Origin of the sequence: Actinopolymorpha alba DSM 45243, from assembly GCF_000373925.1 — a bacterium.
Lineage (GTDB): Bacteria > Actinomycetota > Actinomycetes > Propionibacteriales > Actinopolymorphaceae > Actinopolymorpha > Actinopolymorpha alba.
Genome location: NZ_KB892748.1, coordinates 32,079 through 48,742 on the forward strand (window position 1 = coordinate 32,079; position 16,664 = coordinate 48,742).

19 protein-coding genes are annotated in these 16,664 nt (G+C 69.7%); 12 read left to right on the forward strand and 7 right to left on the reverse strand.

All coding sequences use genetic code 11. The annotated features are described in order from the left end of the window. The first annotated feature begins 272 nt into the window (after positions 1-272). On the forward strand, positions 273-572 hold the full coding sequence (locus B141_RS0113500) for a DUF4193 domain-containing protein (protein WP_020575705.1): 300 nt from the start codon (positions 273-275) through the stop codon (positions 570-572). A 177-nt stretch (positions 573-749) separates the two neighbouring features. Here the strand turns inward: B141_RS0113500 and B141_RS0113505 are convergent, their stop codons facing one another. Continuing rightward, on the reverse strand, positions 750-1,043 hold the full coding sequence (locus B141_RS0113505; RefSeq protein ID WP_020575706.1) for a DUF4235 domain-containing protein: 294 nt from the start codon (positions 1,041-1,043) through the stop codon (positions 750-752). Between the two features lie 65 nt (positions 1,044-1,108). After that, on the reverse strand, positions 1,109-1,648 hold the full coding sequence (locus B141_RS0113510; RefSeq protein WP_084678275.1) for a DUF3093 domain-containing protein: 540 nt from the start codon (positions 1,646-1,648) through the stop codon (positions 1,109-1,111). 77 nt (positions 1,649-1,725) lie between these two features. Between B141_RS0113510 and dut the strand changes: the two genes are divergently transcribed. From dut to B141_RS40480, 4 genes are all read left to right on the forward strand, one after another. Beyond that, positions 1,726-2,187, forward strand: coding sequence for a dUTP diphosphatase (gene dut, locus B141_RS0113515; RefSeq protein ID WP_474775221.1), 462 nt, complete (start codon positions 1,726-1,728; stop codon positions 2,185-2,187). 1 nt (position 2,188) lies between these two features. Beyond that, complete coding sequence (locus B141_RS0113520) at positions 2,189-2,941, forward strand: DUF3710 domain-containing protein (protein WP_020575709.1); 753 nt, start codon at positions 2,189-2,191, stop codon at positions 2,939-2,941. 79 nt (positions 2,942-3,020) lie between these two features. Continuing rightward, positions 3,021-3,413 (forward strand): OB-fold nucleic acid binding domain-containing protein, encoded by a 393-nt coding sequence (locus B141_RS0113525; protein ID WP_020575710.1) that lies wholly within the window; start codon positions 3,021-3,023, stop codon positions 3,411-3,413. Positions 3,414-3,416: 3 nt separating this feature from the next. After that, positions 3,417-4,205: a DUF3159 domain-containing protein gene (locus B141_RS40480; protein WP_020575711.1), complete on the forward strand. Its 789-nt coding sequence runs from the start codon at positions 3,417-3,419 to the stop codon at positions 4,203-4,205. A gap of 4 nt (positions 4,206-4,209) precedes the next feature. On the opposite strand, the gene B141_RS0113535 is transcribed toward B141_RS40480, so the two are convergent. Beyond that, complete coding sequence (locus tag B141_RS0113535) at positions 4,210-4,827, reverse strand: TetR/AcrR family transcriptional regulator (protein ID WP_040421220.1); 618 nt, start codon at positions 4,825-4,827, stop codon at positions 4,210-4,212. Between the two features lie 8 nt (positions 4,828-4,835). Then, positions 4,836-5,447: a sugar O-acetyltransferase gene (locus B141_RS0113540; RefSeq protein WP_020575713.1), complete on the reverse strand. Its 612-nt coding sequence runs from the start codon at positions 5,445-5,447 to the stop codon at positions 4,836-4,838. 38 nt (positions 5,448-5,485) lie between these two features. Here B141_RS0113540 and B141_RS0113545 point away from each other — a divergent pair, with 38 nt between their 5' ends. Next, on the forward strand, positions 5,486-6,742 hold the full coding sequence (locus B141_RS0113545) for an MFS transporter (RefSeq protein ID WP_020575714.1): 1,257 nt from the start codon (positions 5,486-5,488) through the stop codon (positions 6,740-6,742). Here B141_RS0113545 and B141_RS0113550 read toward each other — a convergent pair. Together B141_RS0113550 and B141_RS0113555 are read right to left on the reverse strand one after the other, a co-directional pair. Further along, positions 6,723-7,388 (reverse strand): potassium channel family protein, encoded by a 666-nt coding sequence (locus tag B141_RS0113550; RefSeq protein WP_020575715.1) that lies wholly within the window; start codon positions 7,386-7,388, stop codon positions 6,723-6,725. The genes B141_RS0113545 and B141_RS0113550 overlap by 20 nt on opposite strands. Beyond that, complete coding sequence (locus tag B141_RS0113555) at positions 7,388-8,035, reverse strand: potassium channel family protein (protein WP_237742694.1); 648 nt, start codon at positions 8,033-8,035, stop codon at positions 7,388-7,390. The genes B141_RS0113550 and B141_RS0113555 overlap by 1 nt, the downstream gene beginning before the upstream one ends. A gap of 218 nt (positions 8,036-8,253) precedes the next feature. Here B141_RS0113555 and B141_RS0113560 point away from each other — a divergent pair, with 218 nt between their 5' ends. Further along, positions 8,254-10,296, forward strand: coding sequence for an APC family permease (locus tag B141_RS0113560; protein WP_020575717.1), 2,043 nt, complete (start codon positions 8,254-8,256; stop codon positions 10,294-10,296). Positions 10,297-10,347: 51 nt separating this feature from the next. Then, positions 10,348-11,304, forward strand: a complete 957-nt coding sequence (locus tag B141_RS0113565; RefSeq protein WP_020575718.1) for an LLM class F420-dependent oxidoreductase — start codon at positions 10,348-10,350, stop codon at positions 11,302-11,304. Positions 11,305-11,352: 48 nt separating this feature from the next. On the opposite strand, the gene B141_RS51405 is transcribed toward B141_RS0113565, so the two are convergent. Then, positions 11,353-11,895, reverse strand: a complete 543-nt coding sequence (locus tag B141_RS51405) for a CGNR zinc finger domain-containing protein (RefSeq protein ID WP_020575719.1) — start codon at positions 11,893-11,895, stop codon at positions 11,353-11,355. Positions 11,896-12,222: 327 nt separating this feature from the next. On the opposite strand from B141_RS51405, the gene B141_RS40485 reads away from it, so the two are divergent. The 4 genes from B141_RS40485 (at position 12,223) to B141_RS0113595 (ending at position 16,574) form a co-directional block, all read left to right on the forward strand. After that, positions 12,223-12,807, forward strand: coding sequence for a hypothetical protein (locus tag B141_RS40485; RefSeq protein ID WP_020575721.1), 585 nt, complete (start codon positions 12,223-12,225; stop codon positions 12,805-12,807). A 154-nt stretch (positions 12,808-12,961) separates the two neighbouring features. Then, positions 12,962-13,714, forward strand: coding sequence for a YcnI family copper-binding membrane protein (locus B141_RS0113585; protein ID WP_020575722.1), 753 nt, complete (start codon positions 12,962-12,964; stop codon positions 13,712-13,714). Then, positions 13,711-14,442: a copper resistance CopC family protein gene (locus tag B141_RS40490; RefSeq protein WP_020575723.1), complete on the forward strand. Its 732-nt coding sequence runs from the start codon at positions 13,711-13,713 to the stop codon at positions 14,440-14,442. The genes B141_RS0113585 and B141_RS40490 overlap by 4 nt, the downstream gene beginning before the upstream one ends. Positions 14,443-14,501: 59 nt before the next feature. After that, positions 14,502-16,574: a bifunctional copper resistance protein CopD/cytochrome c oxidase assembly protein gene (locus tag B141_RS0113595; RefSeq protein ID WP_020575724.1), complete on the forward strand. Its 2,073-nt coding sequence runs from the start codon at positions 14,502-14,504 to the stop codon at positions 16,572-16,574. Positions 16,575-16,664 lie beyond the last annotated feature (90 nt).

A 16,664-nucleotide genomic window follows, 5' to 3' on the forward strand; every position in this document is an offset into this window, starting at 1 on the left:
GGTAGGATCCGGGCGCCGCGCCGGGCGGAGGAACACGAAAGGCGTCTGATGATCACACTGCGACACGCGGGATCCGGTGCGAGCGTGGCGCAGCTCAATCAGGCAGAATCTGCGCCCCGGATCGGGCACAAGTTCAGCCCGTCGAGCGTTACAGGCTCGACAAGCAGTGGTTCACCTGCTGCAGGGCGGGCTACCCGAGGGGGTCCAGCTACACGTTTACGCACAACGAGGTGCGTACCGCAACACCCGCTGAGCCAGGGGGAAGAGGGACGATGGCCACCGACTACGACGCGCCACGCAAGACCGATGACGAGCTCTCCGAAGACAGCATCGAGGAGCTCAAGGCGCGGCGCATGGACAAAAACTCCGGCAAGGTAGACGTCGACGAGGCCGAGGTGGCCGAGACGTTCGAGTTGCCCGGAGCCGATCTGTCCAACGAGGAACTCTCCGTGCGGGTGCTGCCCCGCCAAGCCGATGAGTTCACCTGCTCGAACTGCTTCCTGGTGCACCACCGCAGCCAGCTCGCGTTCGAGAAGAACGGCCAACCGGTCTGCCGCGACTGCGCCGCCTGAGCCGGCGTGACCGTCGGGGCGAATGGGACGGTCGTCGCAGGCCTGACAGGACAGAGTACGCGTGGAGGTGTCGGCACCGCTCGAAGCGGTGACGGCACCTCGACCATGTCAGGGGCCAGCGAGACGGGCCTTCTATCGGACTCGGCGAGGGTGTTTCTGGTTCCCCCGCCGCGTCGACTATTCGGCCGGACGCACTCCGGGCGGCAGCTCACCGGTCCATTTGCGCCACATCTGTGCGGCCTTGCGGGTCGCCAGGAGGCGGGCAACCGTGATGCCGATGCCGCTCGCCAGGGCCCAGGTGACCGCTTCCTGCCAGGTGACGTCGGGGTCTTCGGGGTCGTGCGGCGGCTCGTTGCCGGTGACCCAGCGCCATCCGGTGTCGACCACCTTCTTGGTCACCACGACCGCGGCGAAGGTACTCAGACCGCGCACCATGGTCCACCCGAGCTTCGACCCTGCCACGGTGAACATCCCCTTCCCGTCTTACGAGGTGTCGCCGAGTCTTCCATGCCGGAGCCGCGGGTAACCCCCGGACGTCACGCTGACTCACCGGTCCGCCCACTCGCGTCGCCGAGGACGGTCGAGAGTTGCTCCGGTCGCCGGGTGGCGACGTACCAGTACGGCGTCGGGTCGTCAGGATCGGTCACCTCGATCCGTACGCCCCGGGAGAGGTACGGACGGAGGAACAGCCGGGCGGTCGCATCAGCAGCCGGTCCCCGGAGCGCCCGCGCCTGGGCGGCGGTCAGCGGGAGCACCGACCCGACCGACGAGGTGGGGATAGTCGTGCCGCCCACCCGCAGGCCCTGACCGTCGACCACGATCCGCAGCCGGCCGTACGCCAGCAGGCCCACGCCGCACGCGACGGCGACGAGGAGACCGATCAGGTGGCCGCCAAGGTGCGGCATCGCATGGTAGGTCGCGTACCAGAAGGACCCTGCCATCGCGGCGGCAAAGAGCCACCACGACGCTGGGACCCGCAGACGCTCGGCGTACCGCAGCCGACCACCGGCAGGGCTGGCCGCGGCGTCGGGGGAGTTCACGGCGCGGGATGGGCCGTTTCCAGCGGGCGCAGTCACGCGGTCAAGCCTCCCACTTGGCGCGTTTCCGGGTACGGGTAGGGTCTGGCACCGTGACCAGTGCGGATGACGTTCCGGTGTTAATCCGGCGACTCGACCCTGACGTCATGATTCCCGCATATGCTCATCCAGGTGACGCAGGCGCCGATCTGGTCACCACGGTGGATGTCACGGTCCAGCCGGGAGAGCGGGCGGTCGTCCCTACCGGCGTCGCGCTGGCGTTGCCGGATGGCTATGCGGCGTTCGTACACCCGCGATCCGGCCTCGCCGCACGGCTCGGAGTGTCGATCGTCAACGCGCCCGGCACGGTCGATGCCGGCTTTCGGGGCGAGATCCTCGTCGTGCTGGTGAACCTCGATCCACGCAACGCGGTCGAGTTCCGCCGTGGTGACCGGATCGCCCAGCTGATCATCCAGAAGGTCGAGCGGGCGCGGTTCATCGAGGTCGAGTCCCTGCCCGGGTCCATGCGCGGCGATGGCGGCCACGGCTCGACCGGAGGCTTCACCGAGGCGGGACACCCCCGCGGGGAAGGGATCTGACGTGATCTTCCGTAAGGCGAACGTCCCCACCAGCACCACCGGCGACCTCGACGGTCGCGACCGAGGGCGGCGCGGCCGCCGGATCAAGGACGACGTTCCGACCTGGCCGGAGGAGGAGTCGGCCGGCGAGCTCACGGACGTGCCTTCGGCCGACGGTGCTCGTGCCCGTTCCTCCAAGGACCACGGACCGTACGACGCATCCGAGGTCGACTCCGTCCACGACCCCCTCGCGGCCGGCCGGGTCGACCTCGGCGGTCTGCAGGTACGCGCGATCGAAGGTATCGAGCTTCGGCTCCAGGTCGACGAGGCCTCCCAGGCCGTGGTCGCCGCATTGTTCGTGCGCGGAGACGCGGCCCTGGAGTTGCGCGCTTTCGCCGCGCCCCGGAGTTCTGGGCTGTGGGACGAGATCCGCCGCGAGATCGCCGTGGAGACGACCCGGCGCGGCGGGGTGGTCACCGAGACGACTGGCCCCTTCGGTACGGAGCTCAAGGTGGTGGTGCCGACCCGCACGCCGGACGGACAGCAGGTCACCCAGGCCTCGCGCATCGTCGGCGTGGACGGGCCGCGCTGGTTCCTGCGCGGCACGCTGATCGGCCGGGCCGCTGCCGACCCGGAGGCGGCCGGACCGTTGCTGGCCGCGATGTCCGAGATTGTCGTCATCCGCGGGAAGGCTCCGATGGCGCCGCGCGACATGATCCCGTTGCAGATTCCCGAGGCGGCCAGGATGGTGGCGCCCGGCGCCGGGCAGCAGTGACGAGGCGGCCTCGACCACCACAGATCCTCGGTCTGGCGGGCGATCGACCGTGTCCTGGCTCGGCGGTACGCTGCCTCGCATGAGCGGGGACGCAAAGCCGGGGCGCGCCGGCATCTGGCGACGTGCGCTGTCTCGTCTGACCAGCAGCCAGGACGCCCTGGAAGACGCCGAACTCCAGGAAGACGTCCTGCAGTCTGGTTATGACCCGGTCCGTACCTGCGCTGACCGGGAGGTGGTACGCCTCCGGGGCACCTTGCGGACGGTCACCCTCCGGCCGCGGGCCGGGACGCCTTCGCTCGAGGCGGATCTGTACGACGGTTCGGGCACGGTGACTCTGGTCTGGCTGGGGCGCCGGCGGATCGCCGGGATCGAGCCCGACCGGGCGATCGTTGTGGAGGGCCGGATCGCGGTCCAGGATGATCGGCGGATCATGTACAACCCGCGCTATGAGCTTCAGCCCATAGGGGAGTAGTCAGTGACTGACGAACAACCACCGGACCAGCAGCAACCGGCCACACCGTCGGGATGGGTGCCGTCGGGTCCGGCCGGGTCCCATCGTTTCGCCGGCCCGCCGACGCCACCCGCCGACGACGCCGACGGGGCGCAGGCTGACGAGGGTTTCTCGCTCATCAAGGCGTTCGGTGGCTGGGGCGGCATGCTCGACGCGGGTCTGCCCGGTCTGGCGTTCGTCGTCACCTATACGGCGTTCGGTAACAACCTCCGGTACTCGCTCATCGTCGCGCTCTCCCTCGGCGCGGTGTTCACGGTCGTACGCCTGGTCAGGCGCGACCCGCTCCAGAACGTCATCGGCGGCTTCGTGGGTGTCGCGATCGCCGCGGTGATCGCGAACGCGACCGGAAAGGCCGGAGACTTCTATCTCCCCGGCCTGTTCATCAACGCGGCCTACGCGCTGGGGTACCTCATCGCGAACATCCTCAAGTGGCCGCTGATCGGCGTGGTCGTGGGTCTCGCCGCCGGCTGGGGCACGGCCTGGCGCCAGGACCCCCTGCTGCTGCGTGCCTTCCAGCGCGCCGGTTGGCTCTGGGTGGGCTTCTTCGTCCTGAAGCTGGCCGTCCAGCTGCCGCTCTATCTCACCGACCAGCTGGTCGCGTTGGGCGTCGCCCGGGTGGCCATGGGCTGGCCGTTGTGGCTGCTCGTCATGTGGTTGACGTACGTCGTGGTCAGGGGATCGGTGCCCACCGAACGCTGGGCGCAGGTCAAGCAGGCCGCCGACCAGCTCGCCCAGCGCCAGGCTGCGAAGTAGTCGGTCAGCCCAGCATCGAGGGGTTGGAAGCAGGCGTAGCGGCCGCGGGAGTCTCATCCTGCGAGGGCTGTGGTGCGACGATCTTCGCGACCGCGTCGCGCGTGAGTTCGCGGTCGGCGGGCTCGGGGTCCAGCGCACGGTGGATCGCCACGCCCTCGATGAGGGCGTCAAGCTGGCGGGCCGTGCGGGGGTCGAAGTGCCGTTCGAGTTCGTGGCGGCTGCGTTGCATCCAGGTGCTGGTGATCTGGCGGAACCTCGGGTCGCGCGCCGCCAGCGTGTACAGCTCGTAGGTGATCACCTGGTCGCGGTTGCTCTGCTGGTCTGACAGGTGGTGGATCAGGTCGACGACCATGGCCTGGGCCTGCGTGGTGTCGGCCGCGGCACCCAGACGTGCCGCGAAGGTATCTGCGATCGAGTTCGCGAAGCGGGTGAACGCCTCGTACAGCAGGTCGTCCAGCCCGTTGAAGTGGTAGGAGAGTGACCCGAGGGGCACGTCCGCGCGTGCGGTGATCTTGCGATGAGAAATGCCCGCGACACCGATCTCGGCGATGAGGTCGATCGTGATGTCGATCAGGCGGTCTCGTCGGCCGGGATCGGTGCGGCGGGCTCTCACGGTGCTCATCGGGACGGCTAGATGGATCGGATGACACGCGCCGGGTTGCCCACAGCGAGGGAGTTCGCGGGGATGTCCCGGGTGACGACAGAGCCGGCGCCCACGACGCTGTTGTCGCCGATGCTCACCCCGGGACACACGATGACGCCGCCACCCAGCCACACATTGTCGCCGATCGTGATCGGCTTGGCCGCCTCGAGCTTGTCGCGCCGCGGCTGTGGCGCGACCGGGTGCGTGGGAGTCAGCAACTGCACGTGTGGACCGATCTGGCAGTCCGCCCCGATGGTGATCGGCGCGACGTCCAGCGCAGTCAGGCCCATGTTGATGAAGGTGCGCGGGCCGACGGTGATGTGGCTGCCGTAGTCCACGTAGATCGGCGCGCGCACGAAGGCCGTCTCGTCCAGGGACCCGAGCAGTTCGCGGGCGAGGTGCTGGGTGTTCCAGGGGTGCTCGTTGTAGGCGGCGAGGAACTGTGCCGACAGCCGCACGGCCTTCTTCTGCTCCTCGAAGATCGCCGGGTCGTCGGAGATGTACAGATCACCAGCCAGCATGCGCTCGTGGTTGGTGCGCGGGTCGCCGGCGAAGTAGTCGGGGGGCGGTGCCGGAGCGGCCGAAGTCACGTCGTTCATGTGAACGATCGTACATTACGTTATGTACGATCGTTCACATGACGAGTCAGGCCTCCCTGTCACCCCTCGGCCCGCCACCGCTTCCGCCCCAGGTACGTCGCGCACGCGGCGCGGCTTTCATCTTCATGCTCTCCGCCGGCGTTACCGCCGCCTCGCTGTTCGTACGCACACCGGCGCTCCGCGATCTCATCCAGGCGTCAATCGCCGAGATGGGTCTTGTGCTCTTCGGCCTGTCCGTCGGATCCATGGCGGGCATCCTGTCCTCGTCGGCCATCGTCCGTGCCATCGGTGCGCGGCGCGTGGTCGCCCTCGGCAGCGCCTTCTTCGTCCTGGGGCTCGCCACCGTCGGCGTCCTCGCGGTGTCCGGCAGCGCCGGTGTTTTCGCCGGCCTCGTCATGGTCGGGCTGGGCTTCGGCCTCTCGGAGATCGCGATCAACCTCGAGGGCGCCGCGATGGAAGCCGCGTCAGGCCGCACCATGCTGACCACCATCCACGGCTTCTTCAGCCTCGGCAGCGTCCTCGGCGCGGGGACCGGGATCGCAATGACCCAGCTGGGAGTCCCGATCACCGCGCACCTGTGCACCGTCGCGGTCCTCTGCGCGATCGCACTGGCCCTCGCCCTGCCCCGGCTTCCCCGAGCCACCGGCCGTACGCCGGCCGACGCCCCCAACCGGGCAGACCGCTCGGGCTGGCGTGCCCAGCTTGCCGTGTGGAAGCAGCCGCGCATCGTCCTGCTCGGCATCGTGGTGCTCTGTCTCGCCCTGGCGGAGGGATCGGCCAGCGACTGGTTGCCACTCCTGATGGTCGACGGACACGGAACCTCGCCCACCGCGGGGTCGATCGTCTTCACCGCTTTCGCCGTCGCCGGCACCATCGGTCGCTTTCTCGGCGCGCCGCTCCTGGCCCGCTTCGGCCGCGTGACTGTGCTCCGCGCCAGCGCACTGGTCCTCGCCACGGGGATCGCGTTCGTCATCTTCTCCGACAACATCCTCATCGCCGGTGGCGCCGTCCTCCTGTGGGGACTGGGAGCCGCCCTCGGTTTCCCCGTGACGCTGTCCGCAGCTGGTGACAGCGAAGACCCCACAACCACCGTCAGCGCTGTCGCGACCGCCGGCTACACAGCCTTCCTCGTGGGCCCGCCTCTGCTCGGATTCCTCGGCGAACACCTCGGTCTCCGCCCCGCCATGACCGTTGTCCTGGCCGCGGTCCTCATCGCCGCAACCCTCGCCACGGCAGCCCGTGTCCGCTCACCTCGTCGCAGCTCACGGCTCGCTTTCAGTCGCCGTGCGGGCTGAGAAGGTCCTGCAGCTCCTTCTCCCGCTCGGGTACGGCGACGAAGAGCAGCTCGTCATGGGCCTCGAGCGGGGTGTCGCCACTCGGCACCAGCACCCTGTCCTCCCGGACGATCGCCACGAGGGTGGTGTCGGGTGGCCACGAAACGTCCTGCACCCGGCTGCCGATGGTGCGCGAATCCTCGGGAAGGGTGAGCTCGACGAGGTTGGCCTGGCCCTGCCGGAACGTGAAGAGCCGCACCAGGTCGCCGACCGTTACCGCCTCCTCGACCAGCGCGGCCATGATGCGCGGCGTCGAGACCGCGACGTCAACGCCCCAGGACTCGTTGAACAGCCATTCGTTCTTGGGGTGATTGACCCGCGCCACGACCCGGGGTACGCCGAACTCGGTCTTGGCGAGCAGCGAGACCACCAGGTTGACCTTGTCGTCGCCGGTCGCCGCGATCACCACCTGGCAGCGGTGGAGAGCCGCCTCGTCGAGGGTCGAGAGCTCGCAGGCGTCGGCGAGGAGCCACTCGGCGTTGGGTACGGCCTCCGCCTTGGTCGCCGAGGGGTCCCGGTCGATCAGGAGGACGTCGTGGCGGTTTTCCAGCAGCTCGCTCGCGATGGAGCGGCCGACGTTGCCGGCTCCGGCGATCACGACGCGCATCACGCCTCCTCCGGGCCATGGGCGAAGGCCGCCTCGACCTTGTCGACGGTGCCTTCCCGGATGATGACGTGGACGAGGTCGCCGTCCTGGATCACGGTGCCGCGATCGGGGAGGATGCCTTCACCAAGCCGGGTGAGGAAGGCGATCCGGGCCGCACTCGCCTCTTCGAGGTCGCTGATCCGATGTCCGATCCAGGCTGGGTTCACGTGGATCTCGGCGAGGCGGACTGTGCCGGTCGGGTCGCGCCACTCCGGCTCCGAGCCCTCCGGCAGGAGGCGGCGGATGATCTGATGGCTGGTCCACGGGATGGTCGCCACGGTGGGGATCCCGAGCCGCTGGTAGACCTCAGCTCGACCCGGGTCGTAGATACGGGCGACGACGTTCTCCACCCGGAAGACCTCGCGCGCGATCCGCGCTGACAGGACATTGGAGTTGTCTCCGCTGGAGACGGCGGCGAACGCACCGGCCTCCTCGATGCCCGCCTCGATGAGGACGTCCCGGTCGAAGCCGATTCCGGTGACGGTCCGCCCGGCGAAGCTTGGGCCGAGCCGCCGGAACGCTTCCGTGGCACGGTCGATGACGGCAACGCTGTGGCCGCGGTCTTCGAGGCTGTGCGCGAGGGTGGAACCCACTCGCCCGCACCCCATGATCACGATGTGCACAGTGTCCTTCTTCGTGCGGTGGGTTTATGCACGGTTTGTGTCGGCATGGTCATCGTCTGCACGGTGTCACCAGCCCCGACGGTTTGTCCGTCCGGGCAATCCAGAACGCTACACCGGGTGACCCTGCACCATCCCGCGGCGGGCGGCCTTGACGGCAGACTGCGAACAAGGAACTTCTGACGCAGGGCACTAGCATCCTTGCCGTGGGAATAGGTGACCTAGGAAAGCGTCTCCTCATCGGCCGGAAGCTGCGGAGCGCCCAGCTGCACGAGACGCTGCTTTCCAAGCGCATCGCGCTTCCCGTCTTCGCCAGCGACGCGCTCTCGTCGGTCGCCTACGCTCCCGACGAGATCTTCATCATGCTGTCGTTCGCCGGACTCGCGGCGTACGCCTTCTCGTGGAAGATCGGCATCCTTGTCGCGTTCGTCATGCTCGTCGTGGTCGCGTCGTACCGCCAGAACGTCCAGGCGTACCAATCCGGGGGCGGCGACTACGAGGTCGCGACGGTCAACCTCGGACGGTCGGCCGGACTCACGGTGGCGAGCGCGCTGATGGTCGACTACGTGCTGACCGTCGCGGTGTCCATCTCCTCGGCCGCGCAGTACGCCGCTACCGCGATCGGGTCGCTCCAGGGTCACCAGACCACCGTCGCGGTGGTCGCCACGTTGTTCCTCATGACGATGAACCTCCGCGGGATCCGCGAGTCGGGTACGGCGTTCGCGATCCCGACGTACCTCTTCATGGCCGCGATCCTCGCGATGGCGGCCTGGGGTTTCGTGCGGTATCTCTTCGGTGACCTGCCGCAGGCCTCGACCGCCGATCTTCGGGTCGCGCCGGAGGCGGGGTTCGAGCAGGGGTTCACCGGGCTGGCCGCGGCGTTCCTGCTTCTGCGGGCGTTCGCGTCCGGCTGCGCCGCGCTCACGGGCGTGGAGGCGATCAGCAACGGCGTGCCGGCGTTCCGCAAACCGAAGGGACGCAACGCCGCCACGACCCTGCTCATGCTGGGCGTCGTGGCGATCACCATGGGGCTCAGCATCATCGTGCTCGGCAACCTCATGAACGTCCGCATGGCTGAGAGCCCGGCCACCCAGCTGATCCGACCCGACGGCACTCCGGTCGGGCCGGGCTACCACCAGGAGCCGGTGATCAGTCAGCTGGCGGCCGGAATCTTCAACCACTTCCCGCCCGGGTTCTTCATCGTGGCGGGAGTCACCGGTGTGATCCTCGTGCTCGCGGCGAACACCGCGTTCAACGGCTTCCCGGTGCTGGGATCGATCCTGGCGCGGGACGGTTACCTGCCCCGGCAGCTTCACACCCGCGGTGACCGGCTCGCCTACTCCAACGGCATCATCCTGCTCGCCGGCTTCGCGATCGTCCTGATCGTCGCCTTCCAGGCGGACGTCACCCGGCTGATCCAGCTCTACATCGTCGGCGTCTTCGTGTCCTTCACGGTGAGCCAGACCGGCATGATCCGGCACTGGACGCGGCTGCTGCGCACCGAGCGGGACCCGGCGGCCCGCAGCCGGATGTTGCGCAGCCGGGTCATCAACGCCGTCGGCCTGGCCGTGACCGCACTGGTCCTTGTGATCGTGCTCATCACGAAGTTCACCCACGGCGCCTGGATCGCGATCGCGGCGATGGCCGTGCTCTTCGTGCTGATGCGGGGGATCCGGCACCACTACGAGCAGGTCGCGGAGGAGATCGCGGTCGAGCCTGACGAGGAGCTCGTCCTCCCGTCGAAGGTGCACGCGGTGGTGCTCGTCTCCAGGCTGCACAAGGCAGCGCTGCGGGCCCTCGCCTTCTCCCGCGCGTCGCGACCCGACGTGCTCGAGGCGGTGACCGTCAACGTCGACTCGGAGGAGACGGAGCGCCTGGTCGACGAATGGGATCGTCGCGGGCTACCCGTTCCCCTGAAGGTGCTCTCCTCGCCGTACCGCGAGATCACCAAACCCGTGGTCGACTACGTACGCTCCATCCGGCGCGCGAGCCCGCGCGACATCGTCACGGTGTACATCCCGGAGTACGTCGTGGGGCGGTGGTGGGAGCACCTCCTGCACAACCAGAGCGCCCTCAGGCTCAAGGGCCGACTGCTGTTCACGCCGGGCGTGATGGTGACGAGCGTGCCGTACCAACTCCACTCGGCGGAGATCGCCAAGCGCCGCGCCGAGCGTCCGGTCGTCACACCCGGCGAGGTACGCCGTGGCGGGCCGGCCCAGCCGGAGAAGCGCTCGCCCGCACGCCGGTGATCCCGTAGACCGGTGCTGCAGCCGGAGGGGACGTTGGGCAGGATGCCGGGCATGGACCTGCGGATATTCACCGAACCCCAGCAGGGTGCGTCCTACGACGCACTGCTGCGGCTTGCCCAGACATCTGAGGAATGTGCGTACGACGCGTTCTTCCGCTCCGACCACTATCTCGTCATGGGCGACGGCGACGGCCTGCCCGGGCCGACCGACGCGTGGACCCACCTGGCCGGCCTTGCCCGGGAGACCTCCCGGATCCGGCTCGGGACCCTGGTGAGCCCGGTCACCTTCCGGTTCCCCGGAATCCTGGCGATCCAGGTGGCCCAGGTCGACCAGATGTCCGGTGGACGCGTCGAGCTGGGGCTGGGCGCCGGGTGGTTCGAAGCCGAGCACCGGGCCTACGGCATTCCGTTCCCGCCGAAGCGGTTCGACCTCTTCGAGGAGCAGCTCGCGATCATCACCGGGTTGTGGAAGACGCCGGTGGGGGAGCGGTTCGGGTTCGCGGGCCAGCACTACACGTTGGAGGACTCGCCTGCGCTTCCCAAGCCGGTCCAGTCGCCGCACCCGCCGATCATCATCGGCGGTGGCGGCCCGCGGCGTACCCCCGCGCTGGCGGCGAGGTACGCCGCGGAGTTCAACCTCGGCTTCGCCGGGCCCGAGGCGATGCGTCCGGGCTTCGAGCGGGTCCGCGCGGCGTGCGTGGCGGCGGGGCGCGATCCTGACTCGCTGGTCCTGTCCGCGGCGCTGGCGTTGTGCTGCGGCAAGGACGACGCGCAGGTACGGCAGCGGGCCGACGCGATCCGGCGCGACGCCGACGAACTCCGCCGGGACGGCCTGGCGGGTACGCCGGACGAGCTCGTGGAGCGGATCGGGCAGTACGCCGAGCTCGGGGTGTCGCGGTTGTACCTGCAGGTGCTCGACATCGAGGACCTCGACCAGGTGGAGCTGGTCGCCTCCGACGTCGTTCCCCAGCTCGAGCCGCTGAGACGGGGAATGATCACGTTTACGTGATCATTCCCCACGACGCGCGGTGAATGTGGCGCGTGTGGTGGGGAGTTGTCACGTGAGGTGGGTACGCCGGCGGTGGTCGGCGACCCGCACCCGGTTGGCGCAGCGGAGGGAGCAGAACCTCCGCTGCCCGTTCCGCGAGGTGTCGAGGAAGACCATGGCGCACCCGTCACGAGCACAGCGCCCAAGTCGGGTGCCGCCGGCATCGCAGAGTGTGTGCGCGAGCCCGGCGGCGGTCTGCGCGCGTACGCGGACCACCACGTCCGGCTCCTCCCGGAAGTAGTGCAGGTGCGGGGCTCTGCCCCCGTGCTGGCTGATGAAGGGCCGGCTGGCTCCGCGTTCGAGCAGATGGTTGATGACCGCGACCTGGCGGTCGAGATCGGGTTCGCCGTACGCCTGGCTGAGTTCCCCTGCCCACGCGACGAGCTCGGCCGCCTGGGATGCGGTGGGCGTGTCGGTCTGGATGTCATGGTCGGTCAGGAGACTCCACAGCCTGTCGGGATCGGCCGCCCGCGGCGGGGAGACGCCAACGGAGAAGTTGACCAGCGCGGTCGCGAGCCGGGCAGCCGACCCGCCGTAATGGTTGAAATGCACAAGGCCATGACAGCACGCTGGTCAATGTGCGCGACAGAGCCGGATCTTCGAGGGTTCCAGTGCCGACCGAGCCGTCCGAGGGCCGGGCGGGAGCGGCGTGCCCGTCCTGCGGATGGCCCACGAACGAGGCTGGGGGAGTGCGGCTGTCCCGCCATCCGACCACGGCCGGTCAGGTCGAGTACCACCGCTGCGTGTGCGGTCAGCTTCTGGTGATGGTCGCCGGAGTGGTGGCGACGAGCGCGGGTCCCGGGTGGCGCCGACCAGCCTGACGAACGCTGGGCCCTAGACTTCGAGCGGCATCTTGTGCGAGCGAAGAGGATCAGGTACGTGAGTAACCCCGGCGGCGGCCTGCTGCGCGTCATGCGCGGCGCCGTCCTCGCGGTGTGCTGCACCACCCTCGCACTGCTGGGCCACCTCGGTGGTGGCGGCGGCATGGCACCCCTGCCAGCGCTGCTCGCGGTCACCCTGCTGCTCGGCGCCGGATTCACGATCCTCGCCCAGCATCGCCGGAGCTTCGGCCAGATCGCGGTCGCCGCGATAGCCGCCCAGGCGATTTACCACCTGGCGTTCTCGCTCTCGCCCGGCGACCACGGACAGCCTGCGACCGCGTTCCCGCCCAGCGGCTCCGCCTACCTTCCGGCCGGCCTGCCCGTGTACGTCAACCTGCCGATGCTGGCCGGCCACCTGGTAGCCGCGCTTGTGATGGCCGGTCTGCTCGCTCACGGCGAGAGCCTCCTGTGGGCGTTGTTCCACCTGCTCGGACTCGTACGCCTCCCGGCCCTGGCTCGGCCGGTCTCGCTCGGCCTGCCCGGACGCGTGCGCGCGTTCCGTGTGGACGTCCCCGCGATCAGCGAACTCCTGCTCGGCCGGGTCCACCGCAGGCGCGGACCACCGCTGCCCGCCGTGGGCTGACCTCGCACCCGAGCCAGGCGTACGCCGTGGCGTCCCGGAGGAGGTCGTCCCGCATCCAAGGCACACGATCTTCCTCCCGCGTACCGCGGTCCCCGGGCGCTGACCAGGACCCGGCGGCCGCGACGCGTACCCAGCCACGAAGGGTCAACACACAGTGCGTACGTCAGTTCAACGGTGTCTCTCGCTCGCCGGCGCGGCGGGCGCCGCGGTAGTTCTGCTCGCGGGCACCGCGAGCGCCCACGTGTCCGTCAATCCGGGTGAAGCCGCCCAGGGTGACTACACCAAGCTCGCTTTCCGGGTACCAAACGAGTCAGACAAGGCGTCGACGGTGAAGGTGCGGGTGTCGTTCCCGACCGACACGCCGCTGGCGTCCGTACGGGTGAAGCCGCATGCCGGCTGGACCGCGGACATCAGCAGGTCCACGTTGCCCAAGCCGGTCGACGTGGGTGACCTCACGCTCGAGGAGGCGGTCACCTCGATCACCTGGACGGCCGACAAGGGCGCCCGGATCGGGCCGGGGCAGTTCGACGAGTTCGAGGTCTCGGTCGGCCCGCTGCCCAAGACGCGGTCGTTGGCGTTCCCCACCGCCCAGACCTACGACAACGGGGATGTCGTCACGTGGAGCCAGCCGGTCCGCGAGGGGGCCGCTGAGCCCGAGCACCCGGCGCCCACACTGACGCTGACGGCGAGCGCGGGCGACGGGTCGCACGGGAGTACGTCAGGCACCGCCGCGCCCGCCGGCGACACCACGGCGACCGGCGCCGATGGGATGTCAGAGGCGGCGACGCAGCGGCCGGTCGACCAGACGGCGCGGACGCTGGGCATCGCCGGGCTCGGTACGGGCGTCGCCGGCGTGGCCGTCGCGGCGTTCGCCATCGTGGCGGCCCGCCGCAAGGGTGCCGCATGACCGCCTGGTCCACGCCAGCGACGGGTGGTCCGGGTCCACACCGGACCCGGGCCACCCGGGCCACCCGGCACCCGTTCGCGGCCGCGTTCGCTGGTGTGGTCATCCTGGTCGGGTGTGTGTTCGCCTCGTTCGTGCTGCCCGCCCCCGCGTGGGCACACGACTCGCTCACCTCGAGCAGCCCCGCCGACGGTGCGGAGGTGCGCCAGGCGCCGTCGGTGGTGACCCTGAAGTTCACCGAGGCGGTGGGCAGGAAGTTCAGCTTTGTGGCGGTATCCGGCCCGGACAGCAAGCAGGTCCAGGTCGGTTCGCCCGAGGTGTCCGGCACCACGGTGACGCAGCGCCTGCGGCCCCTGGCGGCGGCCGGGGTCTACCGCGTCGCATGGCGGGTCGTGTCGGCCGACGGCCATCCGGTGTCGGGTACGTTCCAGTTCCGGGTGCTCTCCGCCGGTACCTCACCGGACGCCGGCACCGCCACGCCCACCCCCAGCGGCACACCGCGGGTCAGTGGTACGCCGACCGCCACCGGCTCCCCGTCGCCGTCCCAGCCCCGCGACCAGACGCCGGATCCAGCGGCGACGTCCGGATCCGACCAGGCCGCCGTAGGAGGGAACGCCTCCGCTTGGCCGGTCGCCGGTGCGGTGCTGGGCGTGGTGGCGTTGGCCGGACTTGGCGCGGTGGTCCTGCGACGGCGTACACAATCTCGGCAAGGATCTTCTGATGGTGACTGAGTGACGGTGACTGAGTGACGGTGACTGAGTGATGGCGACGACGTGATGGCGACGACGTGATGGTGACTGAGACTGAGGGCAGCGCTCGGCGGGCGGGGTTCGGCACGGGATGGCTGGTCCCGGTCGGCATCGTGGCCGGGGCGATCGGCATGCTCGTGGTGGCGCTCGTCGTGGGTGGCGGCCGGCCGCGACCTGCTCCCGACGGCCTCCCCGACCCGGGCATGCTCACGGGTTGGGGACTTCCGGCGGCCAAGCTGGCGATGGACCTGTCCGCCGTAGGCACCGTCGGCTCGCTGCTCTTCGGCGTTCTCGCTCCTTCCCGCGGCGGCACCCTCGACACGGCCGCCGCTCGGGCGGTTCGGGGCGCGTCGGGCTGGGCCTGGGCGTGGGCGGTGAGCACGGTTCTCACGCTGGTGTTCACGCTGTCGGACTTCCTCGGCGCGCCCGTCACTCGGCTGGACTACCAGAACACGCTGGCCGGCTTCATCTCCCAGGTGTCGCAGGGCCGCGCCCTCGCCGTGGTCATCCTGCTCACGGTGATCCTGGCGGCCACGGCCCGCAACGTCGGCACGCTCAACGGCGCCGCCCTGCTGGTCGTGCTCGCGCTCGCCGCGGCGCTCCCGCCGGCCCTGACTGGGCACTCCGCACAGGCTGCCGACCATGATCTCGCCACGTCGAGCCTCCTCGTCCATATTGTCGCGGTCACGGTCTGGGTGGGCGGGCTCGCGGCGCTCGCGGTGTACGGCAGGTTGTCGAAGCCGGCGATGCGGGGAGCGGCGCGCAGATTCAGCACGGTCGCCCTGTGGTGCTTCGTCGCCGCCGCCGCGTCCGGACTCGTGAACGCCTGGGTCGGGCTCGCCGGCATCGACAACCTGGTCACGACCCGGTACGGCTGGCTCGTCATCGGCAAGGTCGTGGCCGTCGGCGTCCTCGGATGGTTCGGCTGGCGGCAGCGGCAGGTACTCCTGCCCAAGCTCGAGCGCGGCGAGGCTGGGGCGTTCCGGCGGTTCGCGTTGTGCGAGGCGGCTGTCATGGCGGCGACCGTCGGCCTGGCCGTCGCGCTGGCCCGGACGCCGACTCCGTCGCCGGAGGAGGTCACCCGCACGTCGACGGCGGAGGCGCTGATCGGCTACGCCGTCCCGCCAGTCTCAGGGATGCGGCTCCTGACGTCGTGGCGGCTCGACCTGCTGGTCGTGCTCGTCGCCGTCGTGGCGGTGGTGATGTACGTGCGGGGCGTGCTCAAGCTGCGAGCCCGGGGAGTCCACTGGCCGGTCGGTCGCACGATCGCCTGGGTGGGTGGCGTCGGCGTGGCCGTGGTGGTCCTGTGCGGCGGCATCGGCACGTACGCCCCGGCGATGTTCAGCGCTCACATGGTGCAGCACATGACTCTGACGATGCTGTCACCCATCCTGCTCGCAATGGCCGCCCCCGTGACGCTGGCGTTGCGCGCGTTGCCGGCGGCCCGGCGTACGACCTCGCGAGGCGGTGCGGAGAACGCGTCTCCGGAGGACGACGACCGCGGCGACCGTGGCCTGCGCGAATGGATCCTGGTGGTCCTGCACAGCCGGGTGGTCAAGCTGGTGACTCACCCCGTGGTGGCCCTGGCGTTCTACATCGTGAGCCTTTACGCGTTCTACTTCTCACCGCTGTTCGTGGCGGCGATGCGTTCCCACAGCGCGCACCTGCTGATGTCGGTGCACTTCCTCGCGGTCGGCGCTTTGTACTTCTGGCCGATCATCGGGCTCGACCCGATGCCGCGGTTGCTGCCGCCGCTTGGCCGGATGCTGATGTTGTTCGCGTCCTTGCCGTTCCACGCGTTCTTCGGCGTGATCGTGATGACGAGCACCACGGTGATCGGCGCTGAGTGGTACGCCACGCTCAAGCTGCCGTGGCTCGACCCGCTGAACGACCAGAACCTCGGCGGCGGGATCGCCTGGGCGACAGCGGAGATTCCGGCGCTGGTGGTGTTGGGCGTGGTGTTCGCCCAGTGGGTGCGCGCCGACACCCGCGAGGCGCGCCGGCTTGACCGGCGGGCCGATGCCGGCCAGGACGACCAGCTGGCGGAGTACAACGCGATGCTTGCGAAGTTGGCCGCGAAAGATCGCCGCCGTCCGCACTCGTCCTCCGGCTGAGCGGGTCCGCGGCCTCAGGTGTCTGGATCACTGACAGCCTGGACGAGTTCGGGCAGGCGGTCGAGCAGATCGAAACCGGCCAGCGGATTC

Coding starts and splice junctions, on each gene's coding strand:
- B141_RS0113500 (WP_020575705.1), top strand. CDS start 273: ATGGCCACCGACTACGACGCGCCACGCAAGACCGATGACGAGCTCTCC.
- B141_RS0113505 (WP_020575706.1), bottom strand. CDS start 1,043: ATGTTCACCGTGGCAGGGTCGAAGCTCGGGTGGACCATGGTGCGCGGT.
- B141_RS0113525 (WP_020575710.1), top strand. CDS start 3,021: ATGAGCGGGGACGCAAAGCCGGGGCGCGCCGGCATCTGGCGACGTGCG.
- B141_RS0113535 (WP_040421220.1), bottom strand. CDS start 4,827: ATGAGCACCGTGAGAGCCCGCCGCACCGATCCCGGCCGACGAGACCGC.
- B141_RS0113540 (WP_020575713.1), bottom strand. CDS start 5,447: ATGAACGACGTGACTTCGGCCGCTCCGGCACCGCCCCCCGACTACTTC.
- B141_RS0113545 (WP_020575714.1), top strand. CDS start 5,486: ATGACGAGTCAGGCCTCCCTGTCACCCCTCGGCCCGCCACCGCTTCCG.
- B141_RS0113550 (WP_020575715.1), bottom strand. CDS start 7,388: ATGCGCGTCGTGATCGCCGGAGCCGGCAACGTCGGCCGCTCCATCGCG.
- B141_RS0113555 (WP_237742694.1), bottom strand. CDS start 8,035: ATGGGGTGCGGGCGAGTGGGTTCCACCCTCGCGCACAGCCTCGAAGAC.
- B141_RS0113565 (WP_020575718.1), top strand. CDS start 10,348: ATGGACCTGCGGATATTCACCGAACCCCAGCAGGGTGCGTCCTACGAC.
- B141_RS40490 (WP_020575723.1), top strand. CDS start 13,711: ATGACCGCCTGGTCCACGCCAGCGACGGGTGGTCCGGGTCCACACCGG.
- B141_RS0113595 (WP_020575724.1), top strand. CDS start 14,502: ATGGTGACTGAGACTGAGGGCAGCGCTCGGCGGGCGGGGTTCGGCACG.